At 71.8% G+C, this 15,430-nt stretch carries 18 protein-coding genes; 10 read left to right on the top strand and 8 right to left on the bottom strand.

From position 1 onward, the window contains the following. Positions 1-139 precede the first annotated feature (139 nt). The 4 genes from ACFWE2_RS09740 to ACFWE2_RS09725 all read right to left on the bottom strand — a co-directional run bounded on the left by ACFWE2_RS09740 (position 140) and on the right by ACFWE2_RS09725 (position 4,637). Positions 140-817: a Crp/Fnr family transcriptional regulator gene (locus tag ACFWE2_RS09740; protein WP_116677089.1), complete on the bottom strand. Its 678-nt coding sequence runs from the start codon at positions 815-817 to the stop codon at positions 140-142. 240 nt (positions 818-1,057) lie between these two features. Then, a complete protein-coding gene (locus ACFWE2_RS09735; RefSeq protein ID WP_377224018.1) occupies positions 1,058-2,173 on the bottom strand; it encodes a bifunctional 2-methylcitrate synthase/citrate synthase in 1,116 nt (371 codons plus the stop codon). A 26-nt stretch (positions 2,174-2,199) separates the two neighbouring features. After that, positions 2,200-3,105: a methylisocitrate lyase gene (prpB, locus tag ACFWE2_RS09730; protein ID WP_377224017.1), complete on the bottom strand. Its 906-nt coding sequence runs from the start codon at positions 3,103-3,105 to the stop codon at positions 2,200-2,202. Further along, positions 3,105-4,637, bottom strand: coding sequence for an MmgE/PrpD family protein (locus tag ACFWE2_RS09725; protein WP_377224016.1), 1,533 nt, complete (start codon positions 4,635-4,637; stop codon positions 3,105-3,107). Before ACFWE2_RS09725 ends, prpB begins: the two co-directional genes overlap by 1 nt. Before the next feature lie 151 nt (positions 4,638-4,788). Between ACFWE2_RS09725 and nth the strand changes: the two genes are divergently transcribed. Continuing rightward, positions 4,789-5,559, top strand: coding sequence for an endonuclease III (nth, locus tag ACFWE2_RS09720; protein ID WP_377224015.1), 771 nt, complete (start codon positions 4,789-4,791; stop codon positions 5,557-5,559). On the opposite strand, the gene ACFWE2_RS09715 is transcribed toward nth, so the two are convergent. Together ACFWE2_RS09715 and ACFWE2_RS09710 are read right to left on the bottom strand one after the other, a co-directional pair. Beyond that, the gene (locus ACFWE2_RS09715) at positions 5,552-6,556 is read right to left on the bottom strand and encodes an alpha/beta fold hydrolase (RefSeq protein WP_377224014.1); all 1,005 of its coding nucleotides are present in this window, start codon (positions 6,554-6,556) and stop codon (positions 5,552-5,554) included. The two genes, nth and ACFWE2_RS09715, sit on opposite strands and share 8 nt — an antisense overlap. A gap of 53 nt (positions 6,557-6,609) precedes the next feature. Then, a complete protein-coding gene (locus tag ACFWE2_RS09710; protein WP_377224013.1) occupies positions 6,610-7,419 on the bottom strand; it encodes a winged-helix domain-containing protein in 810 nt (269 codons plus the stop codon). Between the two features lie 287 nt (positions 7,420-7,706). Between ACFWE2_RS09710 and ACFWE2_RS09705 the strand changes: the two genes are divergently transcribed. After that, positions 7,707-8,447, top strand: coding sequence for a hypothetical protein (locus ACFWE2_RS09705; protein ID WP_377224012.1), 741 nt, complete (start codon positions 7,707-7,709; stop codon positions 8,445-8,447). Here ACFWE2_RS09705 and ACFWE2_RS09700 read toward each other — a convergent pair. After that, complete coding sequence (locus ACFWE2_RS09700; protein ID WP_377224011.1) at positions 8,444-9,103, bottom strand: YceI family protein; 660 nt, start codon at positions 9,101-9,103, stop codon at positions 8,444-8,446. The two genes, ACFWE2_RS09705 and ACFWE2_RS09700, sit on opposite strands and share 4 nt — an antisense overlap. A gap of 219 nt (positions 9,104-9,322) precedes the next feature. Here ACFWE2_RS09700 and ACFWE2_RS09695 point away from each other — a divergent pair, with 219 nt between their 5' ends. Both ACFWE2_RS09695 and ACFWE2_RS09690 read left to right on the top strand, forming a co-directional pair. After that, positions 9,323-9,775, top strand: coding sequence for a TlpA family protein disulfide reductase (locus ACFWE2_RS09695; RefSeq protein ID WP_377224010.1), 453 nt, complete (start codon positions 9,323-9,325; stop codon positions 9,773-9,775). Then, on the top strand, positions 9,772-10,212 hold the full coding sequence (locus tag ACFWE2_RS09690) for a DUF4395 domain-containing protein (RefSeq protein ID WP_377224009.1): 441 nt from the start codon (positions 9,772-9,774) through the stop codon (positions 10,210-10,212). Before ACFWE2_RS09695 ends, ACFWE2_RS09690 begins: the two co-directional genes overlap by 4 nt. On the opposite strand, the gene ACFWE2_RS09685 is transcribed toward ACFWE2_RS09690, so the two are convergent. Continuing rightward, on the bottom strand, positions 10,209-10,568 hold the full coding sequence (locus ACFWE2_RS09685) for a DsrE family protein (RefSeq protein ID WP_116677078.1): 360 nt from the start codon (positions 10,566-10,568) through the stop codon (positions 10,209-10,211). The two genes, ACFWE2_RS09690 and ACFWE2_RS09685, sit on opposite strands and share 4 nt — an antisense overlap. Positions 10,569-10,720: 152 nt before the next feature. Between ACFWE2_RS09685 and ACFWE2_RS09680 the strand changes: the two genes are divergently transcribed. The 6 genes from ACFWE2_RS09680 to dtd all read left to right on the top strand — a co-directional run bounded on the left by ACFWE2_RS09680 (position 10,721) and on the right by dtd (position 15,427). Next, positions 10,721-11,293, top strand: coding sequence for an FABP family protein (locus tag ACFWE2_RS09680; protein ID WP_377224008.1), 573 nt, complete (start codon positions 10,721-10,723; stop codon positions 11,291-11,293). A gap of 63 nt (positions 11,294-11,356) precedes the next feature. Beyond that, positions 11,357-12,508, top strand: a complete 1,152-nt coding sequence (locus tag ACFWE2_RS09675; protein ID WP_377224007.1) for a YgfZ/GcvT domain-containing protein — start codon at positions 11,357-11,359, stop codon at positions 12,506-12,508. A 5-nt stretch (positions 12,509-12,513) separates the two neighbouring features. Further along, positions 12,514-13,629, top strand: coding sequence for an aromatic acid exporter family protein (locus ACFWE2_RS09670; protein WP_377224006.1), 1,116 nt, complete (start codon positions 12,514-12,516; stop codon positions 13,627-13,629). 21 nt (positions 13,630-13,650) lie between these two features. Beyond that, positions 13,651-13,986 carry a DUF2516 family protein gene (locus tag ACFWE2_RS09665; protein WP_377224005.1) on the top strand — a complete coding sequence of 112 codons (336 nt, stop codon included), beginning with the start codon at positions 13,651-13,653 and terminating at the stop codon, positions 13,984-13,986. Then, positions 13,980-15,005, top strand: a complete 1,026-nt coding sequence (locus tag ACFWE2_RS09660; RefSeq protein ID WP_377224020.1) for an asparaginase — start codon at positions 13,980-13,982, stop codon at positions 15,003-15,005. Before ACFWE2_RS09665 ends, ACFWE2_RS09660 begins: the two co-directional genes overlap by 7 nt. After that, positions 15,002-15,427 carry a D-aminoacyl-tRNA deacylase gene (gene dtd / locus ACFWE2_RS09655; protein ID WP_377224004.1) on the top strand — a complete coding sequence of 142 codons (426 nt, stop codon included), beginning with the start codon at positions 15,002-15,004 and terminating at the stop codon, positions 15,425-15,427. The genes ACFWE2_RS09660 and dtd overlap by 4 nt, the downstream gene beginning before the upstream one ends. Positions 15,428-15,430: the final 3 nt, after the last annotated feature.

Genomic DNA, 15,430 nt, shown 5'->3' with positions numbered 1-15,430 from the left:
GGGGGTCTTTGGCCCCCTATTTATTATGTTTGCGGTTTGAATCTCGTATCTCTCCCAGCATGTCGTTTGCCGGTTTGGCACAAACCCCCATTAGGGGCGGGGGCGCAAAGCCCGAGCCCTTCTCGAACCGATCGGCGCCTCAGCGCGCCCGCCGCTCCAGGCGGTCGAGGTCCAGCAGGACCACCGCCCGGCCCTCGCGGCGGACCCAGCCGCGGGTCGCGAAGTCGGCAAGGGCCTTGTTCACGGTCTCGCGGCTCGCGCCGACGAGCTGCGCCAGCTCCTCCTGGGTGAGGTCGTGCGCGACGCGGATGCCGTCGTCGTTCGGCTCGCCGAAGCGGGTCGAGAGGTCCAGCAGCGCCTTGGCCACGCGGCCGGGCACATCGGAGAAGACGAGGTCCGCGAGGGTCTCGTTGGTGCGGCGCAGCCGACGCGCCAGCGCGCCGAGGAGCTGGGTGGCGACGCCCGGATGGTCGGCGATCCAGCGCACGAGCGACTCGTGGCGCAGCTCGTAGACCACGGAGTCCGACACGGAGGAGGCGGAGGCGGTGCGGGGGCCCGGGTCGAACAGGGAGAGCTCCCCGAACATCTCACCAGGGCCGAGGATCGACAGCAGGTTCTCGCGGCCGTCACTCGACCGGCGACCCAGCTTGATCTTGCCCTGCGCGATGACATAGAGCCGGTCGCCCGGTTCGCCCTCGCGGAAGAGCACGTCACCCCGGACCAGCTCCACGGGCACCATGGACTCGAAGAGCGCACGCGTCTCCTCGCCTTCCATGTCCGCGAAGAGGGGGGCAGAGAGTACGACTTCGTCGTCCACCAGTGGTGTCCTCACGTGTCGGGGACTTTCGTCCATCAGTCTTTTCCACCTCTCAGTCTGCCTCAATGTCACGAGATTGCCGGGTCATCGGGTTTCTCGCGGCGTCCGCGTGGCGTGCAGCCCGACGTGATCGTCCGCCAGGTGCGGGATGTCGGCTTTGCTCGGTGCGAAGTAGGACGCCCGTCCATAAATCCTATGGGGTGTCACCCGGGAGTTCGGAACGGGCGTCCCACGCACCGCTCAGGGAACCTCGCGCTGCTCCGGTCCGACGTACTCGCACACCGGCCGGATCAGCGCGTTGGCCGCGCGCTGCTCCATGATGTGCGCGGTCCACCCGGTGATCCGGGAGGCCACGAACAGCGGCGTGAAGATGTTCGTGTCGAAGCCCATCAGGTGGTACGCCGGCCCGGCGGGATAGTCCAGGTTGGGCTTGATGTTCTTGCGGCTGACCATGGCGTTCTCGAGGGTGTCGTACAGGTCGAGCACCGCGGTGTCGCCGTAGTGCTCGGCGAGGTCCCCGAGCACGGCCCGCATGGTCGGCACGCGCGAGTCGCCGTTCTTGTAGACCCGGTGGCCGAACCCCATGATCTTCTTCTTGTTCGCGAGGGCGTCCTCGAGCCAGGCCTCGGCCCTGTCGGCCGTGCCGATCTCCTCGAACGTCGCCTGTACCGCCTCGTTGGCCCCACCGTGCAGCGGGCCCTTGAGGGCACCGATGGCGCCGGTCACGGCGGAGTGCAGATCGGCGAGCGTCGAGGTGATGACGCGCGCAGTGAACGTGGAAGCGTTGAACGAGTGCTCCGCGTACAGCACCATCGAGGCCTCGAAAGCCTGCACGACGGCGGGCTCCGCCTCCTTGCCGAACGCCATCCACAGGAAGTTCGCGGAGTAGCCGAGGTCCTCGCGCGGGGGCACGAGCTCCTGGCCGTGCCGACGGCGCTGGTCGAGCGCGACGACGGCGGGCAGGACCGCCCACAGGCGCAGCGACTTGGCGAGCTCGGCCTCGACGGACGAGTCCTCGGCCTGCGGGTCGTGGGCGCCAAGGATCGAGACCGCCGTGCGGCACACGTCCATGGGGTGGCAGTCGGCGGGCAGCTCGAGGATGGCGTCGCGGACGTTGTCCGGCAGCTCGCGGTGCACCCGTTCGGTCGCCGTCTGCTCGGCGAGCTGGGCCGACGTCGGGAGCTCGCCGTGCCACAGCAGGTAGGCGACCTCCTCGAAGCTCTTCCTCGCGGCCAGCTCCTGCACCGGATAGCCGCGGTACAGCAGCGAGTTGGTCTCGGGATTGACCTTCGAGATCGCCGACGTGTCGGCGACGACGCCGGCCAGACCCTTACGGATCTCCGTGGTCTCGGTCATGAGCACTCCTTCGTGTCGAGACTAGGTCAGGGCTTGTAGGTGAAGACGTTGCTGTCGAAGTGGTTGTAGGCCGCGTAGTCGGTGAGCTCGTACAGCCGCGCGCGGGTCTGCATCTGTGGCACCAGGGCGTCCTGGGTGCCGGACGCCGAGATCTCCTCCAGCGCGCGCTCGGCGGCGCCCATCGCTATGCGCAGCAGGGTGACGGGGTAGATGACGAGCTGTGCCCCGGCGTCGTGCAGCTGCTTGGCCGTGAAGAGCTCGGACTTGCCGAACTCCGTCATGTTGGCCAGCACGGGGACGTCGAGGGCTGAGGCGACGGCCTCGAACTCCGCGAGGTCCTTCATCGCCTCGGGGAAGATCGCGTCGGCCCCGGCATCGGCCAGGGCCTTGGCGCGGTCGATCGCGAGCGTGAGGCCACGTTCGCCCGGCTCCGTGCCGCGCACGTCGGTGCGCGCCATGATGAGGAAGTCGGGGTCGCGGCGGCCGTCGACGGCGGCCCGGATCCGCCGGACGGCGTCGTCGAGCCCGACGACCTCCTTGCCGTCCAGGTGACCGCAGCGCTTGGGGTTGACCTGGTCCTCGATGTGGATGCCGGCCACGCCGGCGTCCTCCATGGTCTGGACGGTGCGGGCGACGTTCATGGGCTCGCCGAACCCGGTGTCGGCGTCGGCCAGCACGGGCAGGTCGGTGACCCGGGCGATCTGGCCGGACCGGCCGGCCACCTCGGTCAGCGTGGTCAGGCCGATGTCGGGCAGGCCGAGGTCGGCCGAGAGGACGGCGCCGGAGACGTAGACGCCGTCGAACCCCTTGTCCTGGATCAGCTTGGCGCTCAGCGGGTTGAACGCGCCCGGGAGGCGAAGGATGTCCGGCCCGGCGAGGGCCTCGCGGAAGGCGCGACGCTTGGCCGCCGCGGTGAGGTGGGAGTACAGCATCAGGCCTGCCCCAGCTCGAAGAGGCCCGTCGGGGACGTGACCGCGTCCAGCACGCCGGGTGCCGCGACGATCGTGAGCTCGCGGACCTCGGCGGGCGTGAGCTCGGGCAGTCGCTCGGCGAGGCCGAGGAAGCGCTCGATCTCCGCGTCCGCCAGGATGCCGGCAGCGAGCGTGCGGAACTTGCCGACGTAGTTCGCGCGGGCGAACGGACGGGCGCCCAGCGGGTGCGCGTCGGCGACGGCGATCTCGCGCGTGACGACCTCACCCGAGGTGAGCGTGATCTCGACGCGGCCGCCGAAGGCCTTCTCCGCCGGGTCGGTCGAGTGGTAGCGGCGGGTCCACTCCGCGTCCTCGGCGGTGGTGACCTTGCGCCACAGCTCGACGGTGTCCGGGCGCTGGGCCCGCGACGGGGCGTAGGAGTCGACGTGGTGCCAGCCGCCGTCCTGCAGCGCGACGGCGAAGATGTACGGGACCGAGTGGTCGAGCGTCTCGCGCGACGCCGCGGGGTCGTACTTCTGCGGGTCGTTCGCGCCCGAGCCGATCACGTGGTGGGTGTGGTGGCTGGTGTGCAGCACGATGCCCTGGATGTTGCTGGGGTCCCGCAGCTCCGGCCGCTCGTTGCCGAGCGCGCGGGCCATGTCGATGATGGCCTGCGCCTGGTACTCCGCGGAGTGCTCCTTGGTGTACGTGTCGAGGATGCCGGTGCGCGGCTCGCCGGCCTCGGGGAGCACGACGTCGTAGGCGGCGCCGGGCCCGTCGAGGAGCCAGGCGACGACGCCGTCCTCGCCCTCGTAGATGGGCTCGGGGGAGGTCTGGCCGCGCATGGCACGGTCAACGGCCTCGACCGCGAGCTTGCCCGCGAAGGCCGGTGCGTGCGCCTTCCACGTGGAGATCTGCCCCTTGCGGCTCTGCCGCGTGGCCGTGGTGGTGTGCAGGGCCTGGCCGACCGCCTGGAACACGGTCTCGGTGTCGAGGCCGAGCAGGGTGCCGATGCCGGCCGCCGCGGACGGGCCGAGGTGCGCCACGTGGTCGATCTTGTGCTTGTGCAGGCTGATCGCGCGGACCAGGTCCACCTGGATCTCGTAGCCGGTCACGATGCCCCGGACCAGGTCCTTGCCGGTGCAGCCCGCGTGCTGGGCCACCGCCAGGATCGGCGGGATGTTGTCACCCGGGTGGGAGTACTCGGCCGCGAGGAACGTGTCGTGGAAGTCGAGCTCACGCACCGCGACGCCGTTGGCCCACGCCGCCCACTCGGGGCTGCTGGTCGCCTCGGGGGCGAGGCCGAACACCGTGGACCCGGGGCGGTAGGGGTGCGCCTCGGCCTGCGAGCGGGCGGCGACCGCCGGGCCGCGGGTGAGGCTGGCCGCCGCGACGGCGGCGTTGTCGATCACCCGGTTGATCACCATGTCGGTGACCTCGGCCGTTGGCTCGACGGTGTCGGTGGCGAGCTCCGCGAGCTTCCAGGCGAGCTGGTCGGTGCGCTTGAGCGGCTCGGCGGACGGGTAGACGCGCAGGTGGTGCGTGTACGGCATGGTGACTCTTCCTCGATTCACGTGGACCGTCGTGAGGTCCTCAGATATGCGTCCTCGACCTTCTCATACTCCGCGTCCTAGGTACATGGCGCCAAACCGGGCGGCCGAGGTCACCGGCCGGATGTCAGTGGGGATCGTTAGTCTGGCCGATGTGACCACAGTCAGGGAACGCGAACCCGATAACGCGGCGAAGGGCACGGCGGAGAGCCGGCTGGCGCTCGTGCGCAGAGCGCGGCGGGTCAATCGTCTGCTCGCGCAGACCTATCCCGATGCCCGGGCGGAGCTGGACTTCACGACGCCGCTGGAGCTGCTGATCGCAACGGTGCTCAGCGCCCAGACCACCGACGTCCGGGTCAACCAGACCACGCCGGAGCTCTTCGTGATGTACCCGGACGCCCGGGCCTACGCCGAGGCGGACCCCGGCGAGCTCGAGGAGATCCTGCGGCCCCTCGGCTTCTTCCGGGCCAAGGCGCGGGCGGTGATCGGCCTGGGCCAGGCGCTCGTCGAGCGGTACGACGGCGAGGTCCCGGGCCGGTTGAAGGACTTGGTCACGCTCCCGGGCGTCGGCCGCAAGACGGCGAACGTGGTGCTCGGCAACGCCTTCGGCGTCCCGGGGATCACCGTCGACACGCACTTCGGGCGGGTGGCGAGGCGGCTCGGCCTGACCACCGAGGAGGATCCGGTGAAGGTCGAGGCCGAGGTGGGGGAGCTGTTCCCCAGGAAGGACTGGACCAAGCTCAGCCACCACCTCGTCTGGCACGGTCGGCGGGTGTGCGTTGCGCGCAACCCGGCGTGCGGGGCGTGCAGCATCTCCGACCTGTGCCCCTCCTACGGAGCGGGCGAGACCGACCCCGACAAGGCGGCGAAGCTCGTACGCCCGGCGCCGGAACGCTCGGAGTCGGCGGGCCTGCCCCTCAAGTAGTGATGCTCGGCGCAGTAGTGATGCTCGGCGCAGTAGTGATGCTCGGCGCGGGGCTCACCCGGGCCAGCCACCGCAGCAGGATCTGATTGACCTCGTCCGGGGCTTCCTCGGGCAGGAAATGGCCCGCGTCCGGGATCAGCTCGTAGTGGAGGTCCGGCGCGAGAGCCATGGCATCGAGGTCAGCGCGCTCGGGCCGCAAGATGCCGTCCCGGCCGCCCTGCAGCTGCAGCGTGGGTACACCGAGCGGGCGGCGCAGCGCGGTACCGAACCGGCGGCCGTCCATCCGGGGCGTCGACCGCACGGCCCAGCGCAGCGCCTCCGCGGCCGAGTGCGCGGCGAACGGGATCCGCATCACCGCCTTGTACCGGTCGACCACGTCGTCGGGCAGCGGGGTGGCCGCGCCCAGCGCGAGGGTGCGCTCGACGAGGTCGCCCTGGGCCAGCGCGCGCTCGGGCAGGGTCGGGAGCTGCAGGTACGCGATCTCGCGCAGGGCCGCCGTGCTGAGAGCGGCCCGGCTGCGCAGGCGTACCCGGGCCGGATGCGGGCTGGCCAGCACGGCGACCGCCGTCGTCGTGCCGGTGTGCAGGGACGCCATCGCCCAGGCGAGCGTGCCGCCGGTTCCGTGCCCCACCACTACGGCGCGCTCTCGCCCGAGGGAGCGCACGACGCCGGCGACGTCCGCGGCCCGCGCGGGTACCCCGTAGCCGGACGGCGGCTTGTCCGACCCGCCCACACCGCGCACGTCCATCGCGGCCACCCGGTAGCCGGCGTCGGCCAGGGCGGGGATCTGCGCGCGCCACGCCCACCAGAACTCGGGGTAACCGTGCAGGAGGACGACCAGCGGAGCCGAACGGCTCTCGGGCCCGGCGACCGCCACGTGGAAGCGTGAGCCGCCCGACGAGACGAACTCGTGCTGCCACGGACCCTCGACCAGGGCGCACGTGTAGTCGCTGGTGGCTGCCGTGCGGACGGCCGGCCGGGCCGAGAGTGCGGTCACAGGTACGAACCTACGCGGTCGGTGCCCTGCGCGCCCGGCTACGGGCCACCGGCTCAGTGGCCGGTCTGTGCGACCTGTCTCCCGGTCGGCCCCGCATTGGGGTCGTCCGTGCCGGCCGCCGCGGCGTCCGCAGGCGCAGGTGGGAGCGCCGCGGAGGGCGGCGGTGCAGGAAGTTCCTCGGTCGGCCGTTCCTTCGGCGGGTCGAACCGGTAACCGACGTTGCGGACCGTGCCGATGAGCTGTTCGTGCTCCGGCCCGAGCTTGGCGCGCAGGCGACGCACGTGGACGTCGACGGTGCGCGTGCCCCCGTAGTAGTCGTAGCCCCAGACCTCCTGCAGCAGCTGGGCGCGCGTGAACACGCGGCCCGGATGCTGCACGAGGTACTTGAGGAGCTCGAACTCCTTGTAGGTCAGGTCGATCGGGCGACCGCGAAGCCGTGCGGTGTATCCGCCGGCGTCGATGGCGAGCTCGCCCGCGGAGATCTCCTGCTGCGACTCCTCCGCGGGGCCGCGCGCCGAACGCTCGATCACCAGGCGCAGACGGGCCTCGACCTCGGCGGGTGAGGCGGTCTCCAGCAGCAGGTCGTCGGCACCCCACTCGTGGGTCACCACGGTCAGGCCGCCCTCGGTGAGGATCAGCACGAGCGGCACGGTCAGGCCTGTCGCGTGCAGCAGCCGGCAGGTGGTGCGGGCGGCGACGAGATCGCGGCGGGCATCCAGCAGGACGACGTCCGCGTCCGGGGCATCGACGAGGGCCGAAGGCTCCATCGGAAGCACCCGGACCCGATGCGAAAGCAGTCCTAGTGCGGGCAGTACCTCGGCAGACCCACCGGTGGCGGGTGTGAGGATCAACAGCTCTGCCATTGACGCACCTCCTCTCGGAACCGGCGTCTTGCAACCGTCCCTGGCTCGGGTCTCGCTCTAGCGAGACGTCCCGTCGCGTCCCAACTGGCTCTGCGGAAGTCTGCCCTGTTGCTTGTTGCGTGCATGTTACACGCCCTTTTCCTGGACACCACCATGCTGGTCAGGACCCGTGACACTCACATGACACGCGCGTTGCCCGGCACTCACAGGCCTTTGATCAGGCGGTCCGGCGGCCTGCAGGAGGCCGGATTGAAAGAACTCGGACAGACTCTGGAAAACTCGGTGCCGTGTCCGTCTCCACCCGCGCCGTGACGACCGCTGCGCTCGCAGCCCTCGTCGCCGCCGCGTCCTACGTCCAGCCCCGGCCGCTGCCCCTCGTGGCGGCGGTGGTGGTCCTGGTGGTTCTCGTCGCACTGGGCTGGCCGTCCCTGCTGCGGCTGCCCGCGGCGGGAAGTACCCGGCTCGTCGTGGTGCTCTGCGGCACCGGTGGGGCGGCCGCCACGTACTTCACCCAGGGCGAGCCGGTGCTGCGGCACCTGCCGACGGTCCTGGCCGGCGCGGTGGTGCTCTCGTTCATCGCGCAGATGCTGCGCCGCGACGGGCGCCCGCAGCTGACCGAGTCGGTATCGGGCACTGTCGCGGGTGTCGTCGCCGCCATCGCGACGTCCGGCTGGATCGCCGCCGCACGGTCCGACGCCGGCGCCACGCTGGTCGTGACGAGCGCGGTCGCCCTGGCGGTCGCGGCCGCCGTCGCGGCGCTGCCGGTCCGCGGCTGGGTGGCGCTGGGGATCTCGGCGGTCGCCGCCGTGCTGGTGGGCGGGGCCGCTGCGACGCTGCTGCCGGACATCGACACCGTGAGCGGCCTGTGGTGCGGGCTGGTCGCCGGTGTCGTGGTCGGTGCGCTGCACCTGCTGCTGGAACGGCTGCCCGCTCGCGGTGCGCGGCTCGCCGGGCTCACGGCGAGCGCGTTGCCCGTGGCGGTCTGCGGCATCTTCGTGTTCGTCGTTGGCCGCATGGTGATTCTCTAGGACTGGCGGATCATCTCGCCGGCGATCTCGATGCGGACCTTCCTGGCGACCAGGACGCCGCCTGCCTCGAGCGCGACGTTCCAGAGCAGGCCCCACTCCTCACGGTCGATGTCGCAGCTGCCGTGGAACCCGAAGATGTCCTGGCCGTAGGGGTCGTGCCCGACGCCGCCGAACTCGCACTCGAGCGAGACCGGGCGCGTGACGCCGCGGATCGTGAGCAGGCCGTCCATGACGAACTTCGTGAAGGAGCCGTCGGGCTGGTCCGGGTCGTGCGGACGGCGTCCGGCGGTGCCGGCCTTGAGCCGCGCCCACGAGAAGATCGGGTCCACCTGTGTCCGCATCCGGAAGCCGGTGCTGCGGAACTCGATGGTGGGGTGGTTCTCGACGTCCAGGAAGTCGGGGCCCGACAGGTGTGCGTCGCGGTCGGGCACATGGGTGCCGATGGACGCCGTCTGGATCGTGCAGCTGACCTGCGAGGTCAGCGGGTCGTCGGCGACGACCACCGTCGCATTGCCCTCGGCGAACTCGCCGCGGACGGGGCTGACCATCATGTGCATGGCGAGAAAGCCGAGCCGCTTGTGGTTCTGGTCGAGCTCGTACACCCCTGCCGCCGGAATCGTGATTCCGTTCCAGGTGCGGGTTGGCAAAACTTCCATCTTAGCGAATTCTCCCATATATGCGGATACATGCACGTTACCACCGGGGCGACATGGGCCTGGTCGCCATTTCGGCACGAGAAATCCTGCTCCGGGCGGGGGCGGTGCCAAGGAAATCACGCGCGCGAACCTGCGAGAAGCGAGGCGGCACGCAATGTGACAGGTGTCATTGCAGGTGAGGACTTGTCTGGACGACCAACACACGGCATCGTGGGTTAAATGTTGTTGGGACAAGTGGTCGCGCTGGTCGTGCTCGTGCTGGGTACCGCAGCTCTCGGGGTGTGGTGGTCGGCACGTCAGGGTGCTGTGCGCGCACCCCGGCAGGCTCCGGCCGGCATCGACTGGGCCTCGGCAGGGATCGCACTCGCCGACCGGGTGACGTTCGTGCAGTTCTCCGCCGAGGTGTGTGCCGCGTGCCGGTCCACCTCGCGGGTGCTCGGAGGGCTCACCGGTTCGACCTCCGGCGTCGAGCACCGTGAGCTGCTCGTCGACGACCACCTCGACCTCGTGCGCAGCCTGGGTGTGCTCCGCACGCCCACCGTGCTCGTCGTCGACGGCGGTGGCCGCGAGGTGGCCCGCATGAGCGGCGTGGTCTCCGACACCCAGGCACGTCAGGCACTCAACCGGGTCCCCACTGCGGCGGCCGAAGCGGACGGGGAAGGGCAGTCATGAGCGTGAACAAGGGGATCGACCCGCGCGGACCGCGCGTAGGAGCAAGCATCACGGCGGTGCTGCTGGCAGCCGTCGTGCTGCTCGGCGCGAGCACCGCCGGGCTGTGGCTGCTGACGTTCGTCATGCTGAGCTTTGTGCTCGGCACGGTGCGCGGCGCCGAGGGCTCGTGGCAGGGCATGCTGTTCAAGAAGTTCGTCCGGCCCCGGCTGGGCCCGCCCGCTGAGATGGAGGACCGGCGTCCACCGCGCTTCGCGCAGGGAGTCGGCCTCTTCGTCACCGCGGTCGGCGTGATCCTCGGCTTCTTCGGCGTGCTTCCGGCCGTGCCGATCGCGGCAGCGGTGGCGTTCGTCGCGGCGGCGCTCAACGCCGTCGTCGGCCTGTGCCTCGGGTGCGAGATGTACCTGCTGCTGCGTCGGGCCGGCCTGGTCCGCGCCTAGTAGACCAGCGCCTGGGCTCCGTCGCGCAGGATCTCCTCCGTGAAGAGGGCCGCACCCGCGATCCGGACGCCGGGCAGCACGTCCGCCTCCGTGATGTCCCTGCGTGCGGCGCACTGGGTGCAGAGCGTGACGGTTCCAGCGGCCAGGACGGCCTCCAGCAGGTCGGGAAGCGGCGTCGCATGCTCGAGCGCGAGCTCGGCCGCGCGGCCGGGCAGCGCGAACCACGCCGACTCCCCGGTGAGCCAGAGGCTCACCTCCGCCCCGGAGGCCACGGCGGCTGCCGCGACGGTGAATGCCTGGTTGGTGGCCTCGGGCCGATCCAGGCCCGCAGTGGTCTTGATCACGAGCTGGCGCATGCCGCTGACTGTAAGCGGTGGACCGTTAGGATCGACAGCATGTCGATCCATGCCCTCGAGCTCATCTTCACCGGCCTCATCGTCGGCGTCGCCGTCGCGATCACCTGGTTCGCCGGCTACGTCGTCTACAAGCTGTACACGGGCCAGCGCTGATGACGTTCACCTTCCCTGACGGCCTCTCGCCCGACGTGTACCCGCTCGCCTGGCTGGTGGGCCGGTGGCGCGGCGAGGGCGTGATCGAGTACCCGAGCATCGGCAAGAAGACGTTCGTGCAGGACCTGGTCTTCGACCACGACGGCGGCCCGTACGTGCGGTTCGAGTCCACGCTGCGGGTACTGGACGAGACGGTCCCGGACAAGCTGCCCGACGACGGCGAGTGGCCGGCCCCGGTGCCGGACCCGGCCGGCACCGTCTGGTCCACCGAGACCGGCTACTGGCGCGTGTCCACCGACCGCCCCGACGGTCTCGAGGACGAGAAGCACGCGCTCGAGGTGCTCGTCGCCGACGCCTCCGGGCGCATAACGGTCTACGTCGGCGCCGCGGGCAACGGGCGGATCGACCTGGCTTCGGACGCCATCGCGCGGACGTCGACGGCGTCCGAGGTGCGTGCGTCGAAGCGGCTGTACGGCCTGGTGCAGGGCCGCCTGCTCTGGGTGGAGGAGCTCGCCGCGTTCGGCGAGCCCATGCGCTCGTACGCGTCGGCGGAGCTGGACCGGCAGTCGTAAACCGCAGAGACAACGCAGGCGGGGAATGCCCCGTCCGCCCACGACGCTGCACCTGAGGTGAGCATGGATTACGAGAGCCCCCTGTTGAGCCGCCACGGCGCGGTGGCCGCGTCCGGTCCCGACGCCGGGGTCGCCTGGCACTACGGCGACCCGACGGCCGAGCAGCGCGCGCTGGCGCGCGGCGGGGCGGTGGTCGACCAGTCGCACCTCGGGATCGTCCGGGTCTCCGGCCCGGACCGGCTGAGGTGGCTGCACTCGATCACCTCGCAGCAGCTCGAGGGTCTCGCGCCCCGGACCAGCACGGAGCTGCTGGTCCTCTCGCCGCAGGGCCACGTCGAGCACGCGGCGGGCGTCGTGGACGACGGCGAGGCCACGTGGCTGATCACCGAGCGCGAGTCGGCGCCCGGCCTGGCCGGCTGGCTCGACCGGATGCGGTTCACGCTCCGTGTCGAGGTCGCCGACGTCACCGACGAGTGGGCGGCGATCGGTGAGCCCGTCGCCGCGGAAGGCGCCGAGGGCGAGCCCGTGACCTGGCACGATGCCTGGCCGAACGTTCTGCCCGGCGGCACGCGCTACGGCCCGCCCGAGTCCGAGCACCCCGGTGCGACGCGCCCGTGGCGCCTCGTGCTGGTGCCACGTGCGGACCTGGACGCCGAGGTCGCGGCCCGTGAGGCGGCCGGCTGGCCGCTCGTCGGCACCTGGGCCACCGAGGCCCTCCGGGTCGAGGCGTGGCGCCCCCGGTACGCGCGCGACGTCGATGCCCGCACCATCCCGCACGAGCTGGACTGGCTGCGGACCGCCGTCCACATCAACAAGGGCTGCTACCGCGGCCAGGAGACCGTCGCCCGCGTGCACAACCTCGGCCGGCCGCCGCGCCGGCTGGTCATGCTGCACCTCGACGGCTCCCAGCACCTGCTCCCGGAGCCCGGTGCGGAGGTGCGCCTCCCGGCGTCGGACGGCGCAGCCGGCAAGGTGGTGGGCACGCTCACCTCGATGGCCCGGCACCACGAGCTGGGACCCATCGGCCTCGCCGTGCTCAAGCGCAACGTGCCGGAGGAGGCCGAGCTCATGGTGGCCGGGGAGGTCTCCGGCCAGATCCTCGAGGTGTCCGCGGCCCAGGAGGTAGTGGTTCCCGGCGACGGCATCTCGGTCGACCGACCTGAGGCGCACGGCCCGCTGACCCGTGGCCTGCGCGGTCCGGGCAGCCTGATCTAGCCCGAGTGAGCGCCCTGCCCGGCCCGGCCGACGAGATGTGGCGCAAGGCCATGCGCACGCTCATGCTGCGCACCCGGCTGCGCCAGGGCTGGACGCGCGCGCGGGCGGGCCTCATCCCGATCGCCCAGGCCTCGCTCGCCGCCGGCGCCGCCTACCTGGTCGCGCGGTACCTGCTGGGGCACGAGCAGCCCTTCTTCGCGCCCGTCGCGGCGTGGGTCCTCCTCGGCTTCTCCGCGCAGCGAGACGTCCGCCGGGTGTCCGAGATGGCAGTGGGCGTCGCGGTCGGCGTCGCCATGGGCGACCTGATCGTGCACCTCATCGGATCCGGCTGGTGGCAGCTCTCCCTGGTGCTCTTCATCTCCGCGGTCGCCGCCCGGTTCATCGACCGCGGCGCCCTCCTCGTCACGCAGGCCGGGGTGCAGGCGATCATCGTGGTGGGCCTGCCGTCGGTCTCCGGCGGGCCGCTCGGGCGCTGGACGGACGCCCTGGTCGGCGGCGCCATCGCCCTGCTCGTCGCGCTGCTCACGCCCGGCGACACCCGGCGCCGCCCGCGGGCCCTCGCCGAGCAGGCGGTGACAGAGCTCGCCCAGACCCTGGAGACGCTCGCCCGCGGCCTGCGCTCGCGCGACGCCGACGACGTCCAGGCCGCCCTCGTGCGCGGCAGGGCCTCCGAGCCGGTGCTCGCCGAGTGGCAGGAGGCCGCGCGCGGGGCGCGTGAGCTGGCGCGGATCTCCGTGGGGCGGATGCATCGCGCCGAGCTCGCCCGGCTGGAGGAGCAGGCGGTGCTCGTCGACCGGACCATGCGCTCGGTGCGGGTCCTGGCCCGCCGCGTGCTCCCCGTCATCGCGGCCGACCACGACGTCGAGCCGGTCGCGGAGCTCGTCGAGGGTTTCGCGACCGGCGTGCGGCAGCTCGCGTCCGACGTCGGCTCCGGTGGTGACGGCAGGCGCGGACGCGAAGCCTTGACCGCCGTCGCGGCGCGGGTGGACCCGCGGACCGTCGGCGAGGGCGACTGGCAGGTGCAGTCGCTGGTGATGCTGCTGCGCTCGCCCGTCGTCGACACGCTGGAGGCGGCGGGTGCCGCACCGGGCGAGGCCCGGGACGCACTGCCGGAGCTGTAGCCGGTGCCGTAGGCTCACGGCGTGGGATTCTTGCAGTGGTTCGTCATGGCCGTACTCGCGCTGGTGGTCTTCGTCGTGCAGGTCGTCGCGCTGATCGACGCCGCGCGCCGACCCGACAAGGGCTTCCAGGCCGAAGGGCGGTTGCCCAAGGTCGGCTGGCTGGCGATCCTTGGTGTCGCCGCCGCACTCGGTTTCCTCGGGCTGCCGCAGGGCTGGCTCCAGGGCGGGTTCATGTTCGGCTCCTTCCTCAACATCATCGCGGTGGCGCCGGCGATCATCTACTGGGTGAGCCTGCGTCCCCGGCTGCTGCCGTACAGCTCGCGCAACCGGCCCCGCGGCCCGCAGGGCGGCTGGTGAGCGTGCTCGAAGACGCCGCGCCGCTGGCCGAGGTGATCCGCGGCGATCTCGTCGAGTCCGTGCACCTGGGGCACCTCGTGGTGCTCGACCCCGATGGCCGGCCCGTGGTCCAGGTGGGCAACCCGACCACGCCGATCTGGGCGCGGTCGTCGCTCAAGCCGCTGCAGCTCGTGGCGATGCTGCGCGCGGGCCTGGAGCTGCCGGACCGCCTGCTCGCGCTGGCCGCGGCCAGCCACAACGGCGAGCGGGTCCACCTGGAGGGCGTGCTGCAGATCCTCGCCTCGAGGGGTCTCAGCCCTGTCGCGCTGCGGAACACGCCTGACCTGCCGCTCTACCCGCCGGCCGCGCTCGACTGGCACATGGCGCCGCTGGCCGGCGGGCCGGGTCCGGCGTCCCTCACGCAGAACTGTTCGGGCAAGCACGCGGCGATGCTCGTCACCTGCCTCACGCAGGGCTGGGACATCGAGACCTACCTGTCGCCGGAGCATCCGCTGCAGCGAGCGGTCCGCGCGACCATCCTCGAGCTGACCGGCGATGCCGAGGTGGTCATGCGCACGACGGTCGACGGCTGCGGCGCGCCCCTGTTCTCGACGACGCTGCTCGGCCTGGCCCGCGCGTTCTCGACGCTGGGCGCGGCACCCACCGTCGATGTCATCTCCCACGAGGCACGCGTCGCCCGTGCGCTCTCCGCGCACCCCGACATGGTGGGCGGCACCGGCCGTGACGTCACGCTCGCGATGGAGGCGGTGCCGGGCCTCGTCGCGAAGGACGGTGCCGAGGGCGTCTACGCCGCCGGGCTGCCCGACGGCTCGGCCATCGCGTTCAAGGTGCTCGACGGCTCCGCACGGGCCCGCCCGGCGATCCTCGCCGCCGCGCTGCGCGCAGCGGGTGCGGCGGGCCTGCCCGGCGTGTACCCGGGCGGCCTCGACGGGCTGGGCCGCGTGCCGGTGCTCGGCGGTGGCCGGCCGGTCGGCGAGGTCCGGGCGGTCTTCGCCGACGTGTACGAGGGCCGCAGATGAGGGCGGTCCTGCAGCGCGTCACGCGCGCCTCGGTCACCGTCGACGGCGAGGTGGTCGGCGCCATCGACAAGCCAGGCATCCTGGCGCTGGTCGGTGTCACGCACGACGACGGCCCCGCCCAGGTCGAGACGATCGCCCGCAAGATCGCGGAGCTGCGGATCCTGCACGACGAGAAGTCGGTGGCCGACGTCGGCGCGCCGGTGCTCGTCGTCAGCCAGTTCACGCTCTACGGCGACGCCCGCAAGGGGCGCCGCCCGACCTGGGTCCAGGCGGCGCCCGGTCCGGTGGCGGAGCCCCTCGTGGACGCCGTCGTCGCCGCGCTGCGCGAGCGCGGCCTGACCGTCGAGACCGGACGCTTCGGCGCCGACATGCAGGTGGAGCTCGTGGGCGACGGCCCGGTCACGATCCTCGTCGAGGCCTGAGGG

Origin of the sequence: Promicromonospora sp. NPDC060271 (assembly GCF_042726755.1) — a bacterium.
GTDB lineage: Bacteria > Actinomycetota > Actinomycetes > Actinomycetales > Cellulomonadaceae > Promicromonospora.
This window is presented reverse-complemented; position numbering and strand designations above follow the sequence as displayed.

Excerpts from the sequence above, each read along its gene's own strand:
- ACFWE2_RS09695 (WP_377224010.1), top strand. The coding sequence starts at position 9,323 with ATGTTGTTGGGACAAGTGGTCGCGCTGGTCGTGCTCGTGCTGGGTACC.
- ACFWE2_RS09710 (WP_377224013.1), bottom strand. The coding sequence starts at position 7,419 with ATGGCAGAGCTGTTGATCCTCACACCCGCCACCGGTGGGTCTGCCGAG.
- ACFWE2_RS09675 (WP_377224007.1), top strand. The coding sequence starts at position 11,357 with ATGGATTACGAGAGCCCCCTGTTGAGCCGCCACGGCGCGGTGGCCGCG.
- ACFWE2_RS09690 (WP_377224009.1), top strand. The coding sequence starts at position 9,772 with ATGAGCGTGAACAAGGGGATCGACCCGCGCGGACCGCGCGTAGGAGCA.
- ACFWE2_RS09680 (WP_377224008.1), top strand. The coding sequence starts at position 10,721 with ATGACGTTCACCTTCCCTGACGGCCTCTCGCCCGACGTGTACCCGCTC.
- ACFWE2_RS09725 (WP_377224016.1), bottom strand. The coding sequence starts at position 4,637 with ATGCCGTACACGCACCACCTGCGCGTCTACCCGTCCGCCGAGCCGCTC.
- ACFWE2_RS09685 (WP_116677078.1), bottom strand. The coding sequence starts at position 10,568 with ATGCGCCAGCTCGTGATCAAGACCACTGCGGGCCTGGATCGGCCCGAG.
- prpB (WP_377224017.1), bottom strand. The coding sequence starts at position 3,105 with ATGCTGTACTCCCACCTCACCGCGGCGGCCAAGCGTCGCGCCTTCCGC.
- ACFWE2_RS09735 (WP_377224018.1), bottom strand. The coding sequence starts at position 2,173 with ATGACCGAGACCACGGAGATCCGTAAGGGTCTGGCCGGCGTCGTCGCC.
- ACFWE2_RS09700 (WP_377224011.1), bottom strand. The coding sequence starts at position 9,103 with ATGGAAGTTTTGCCAACCCGCACCTGGAACGGAATCACGATTCCGGCG.
- dtd (WP_377224004.1), top strand. The coding sequence starts at position 15,002 with ATGAGGGCGGTCCTGCAGCGCGTCACGCGCGCCTCGGTCACCGTCGAC.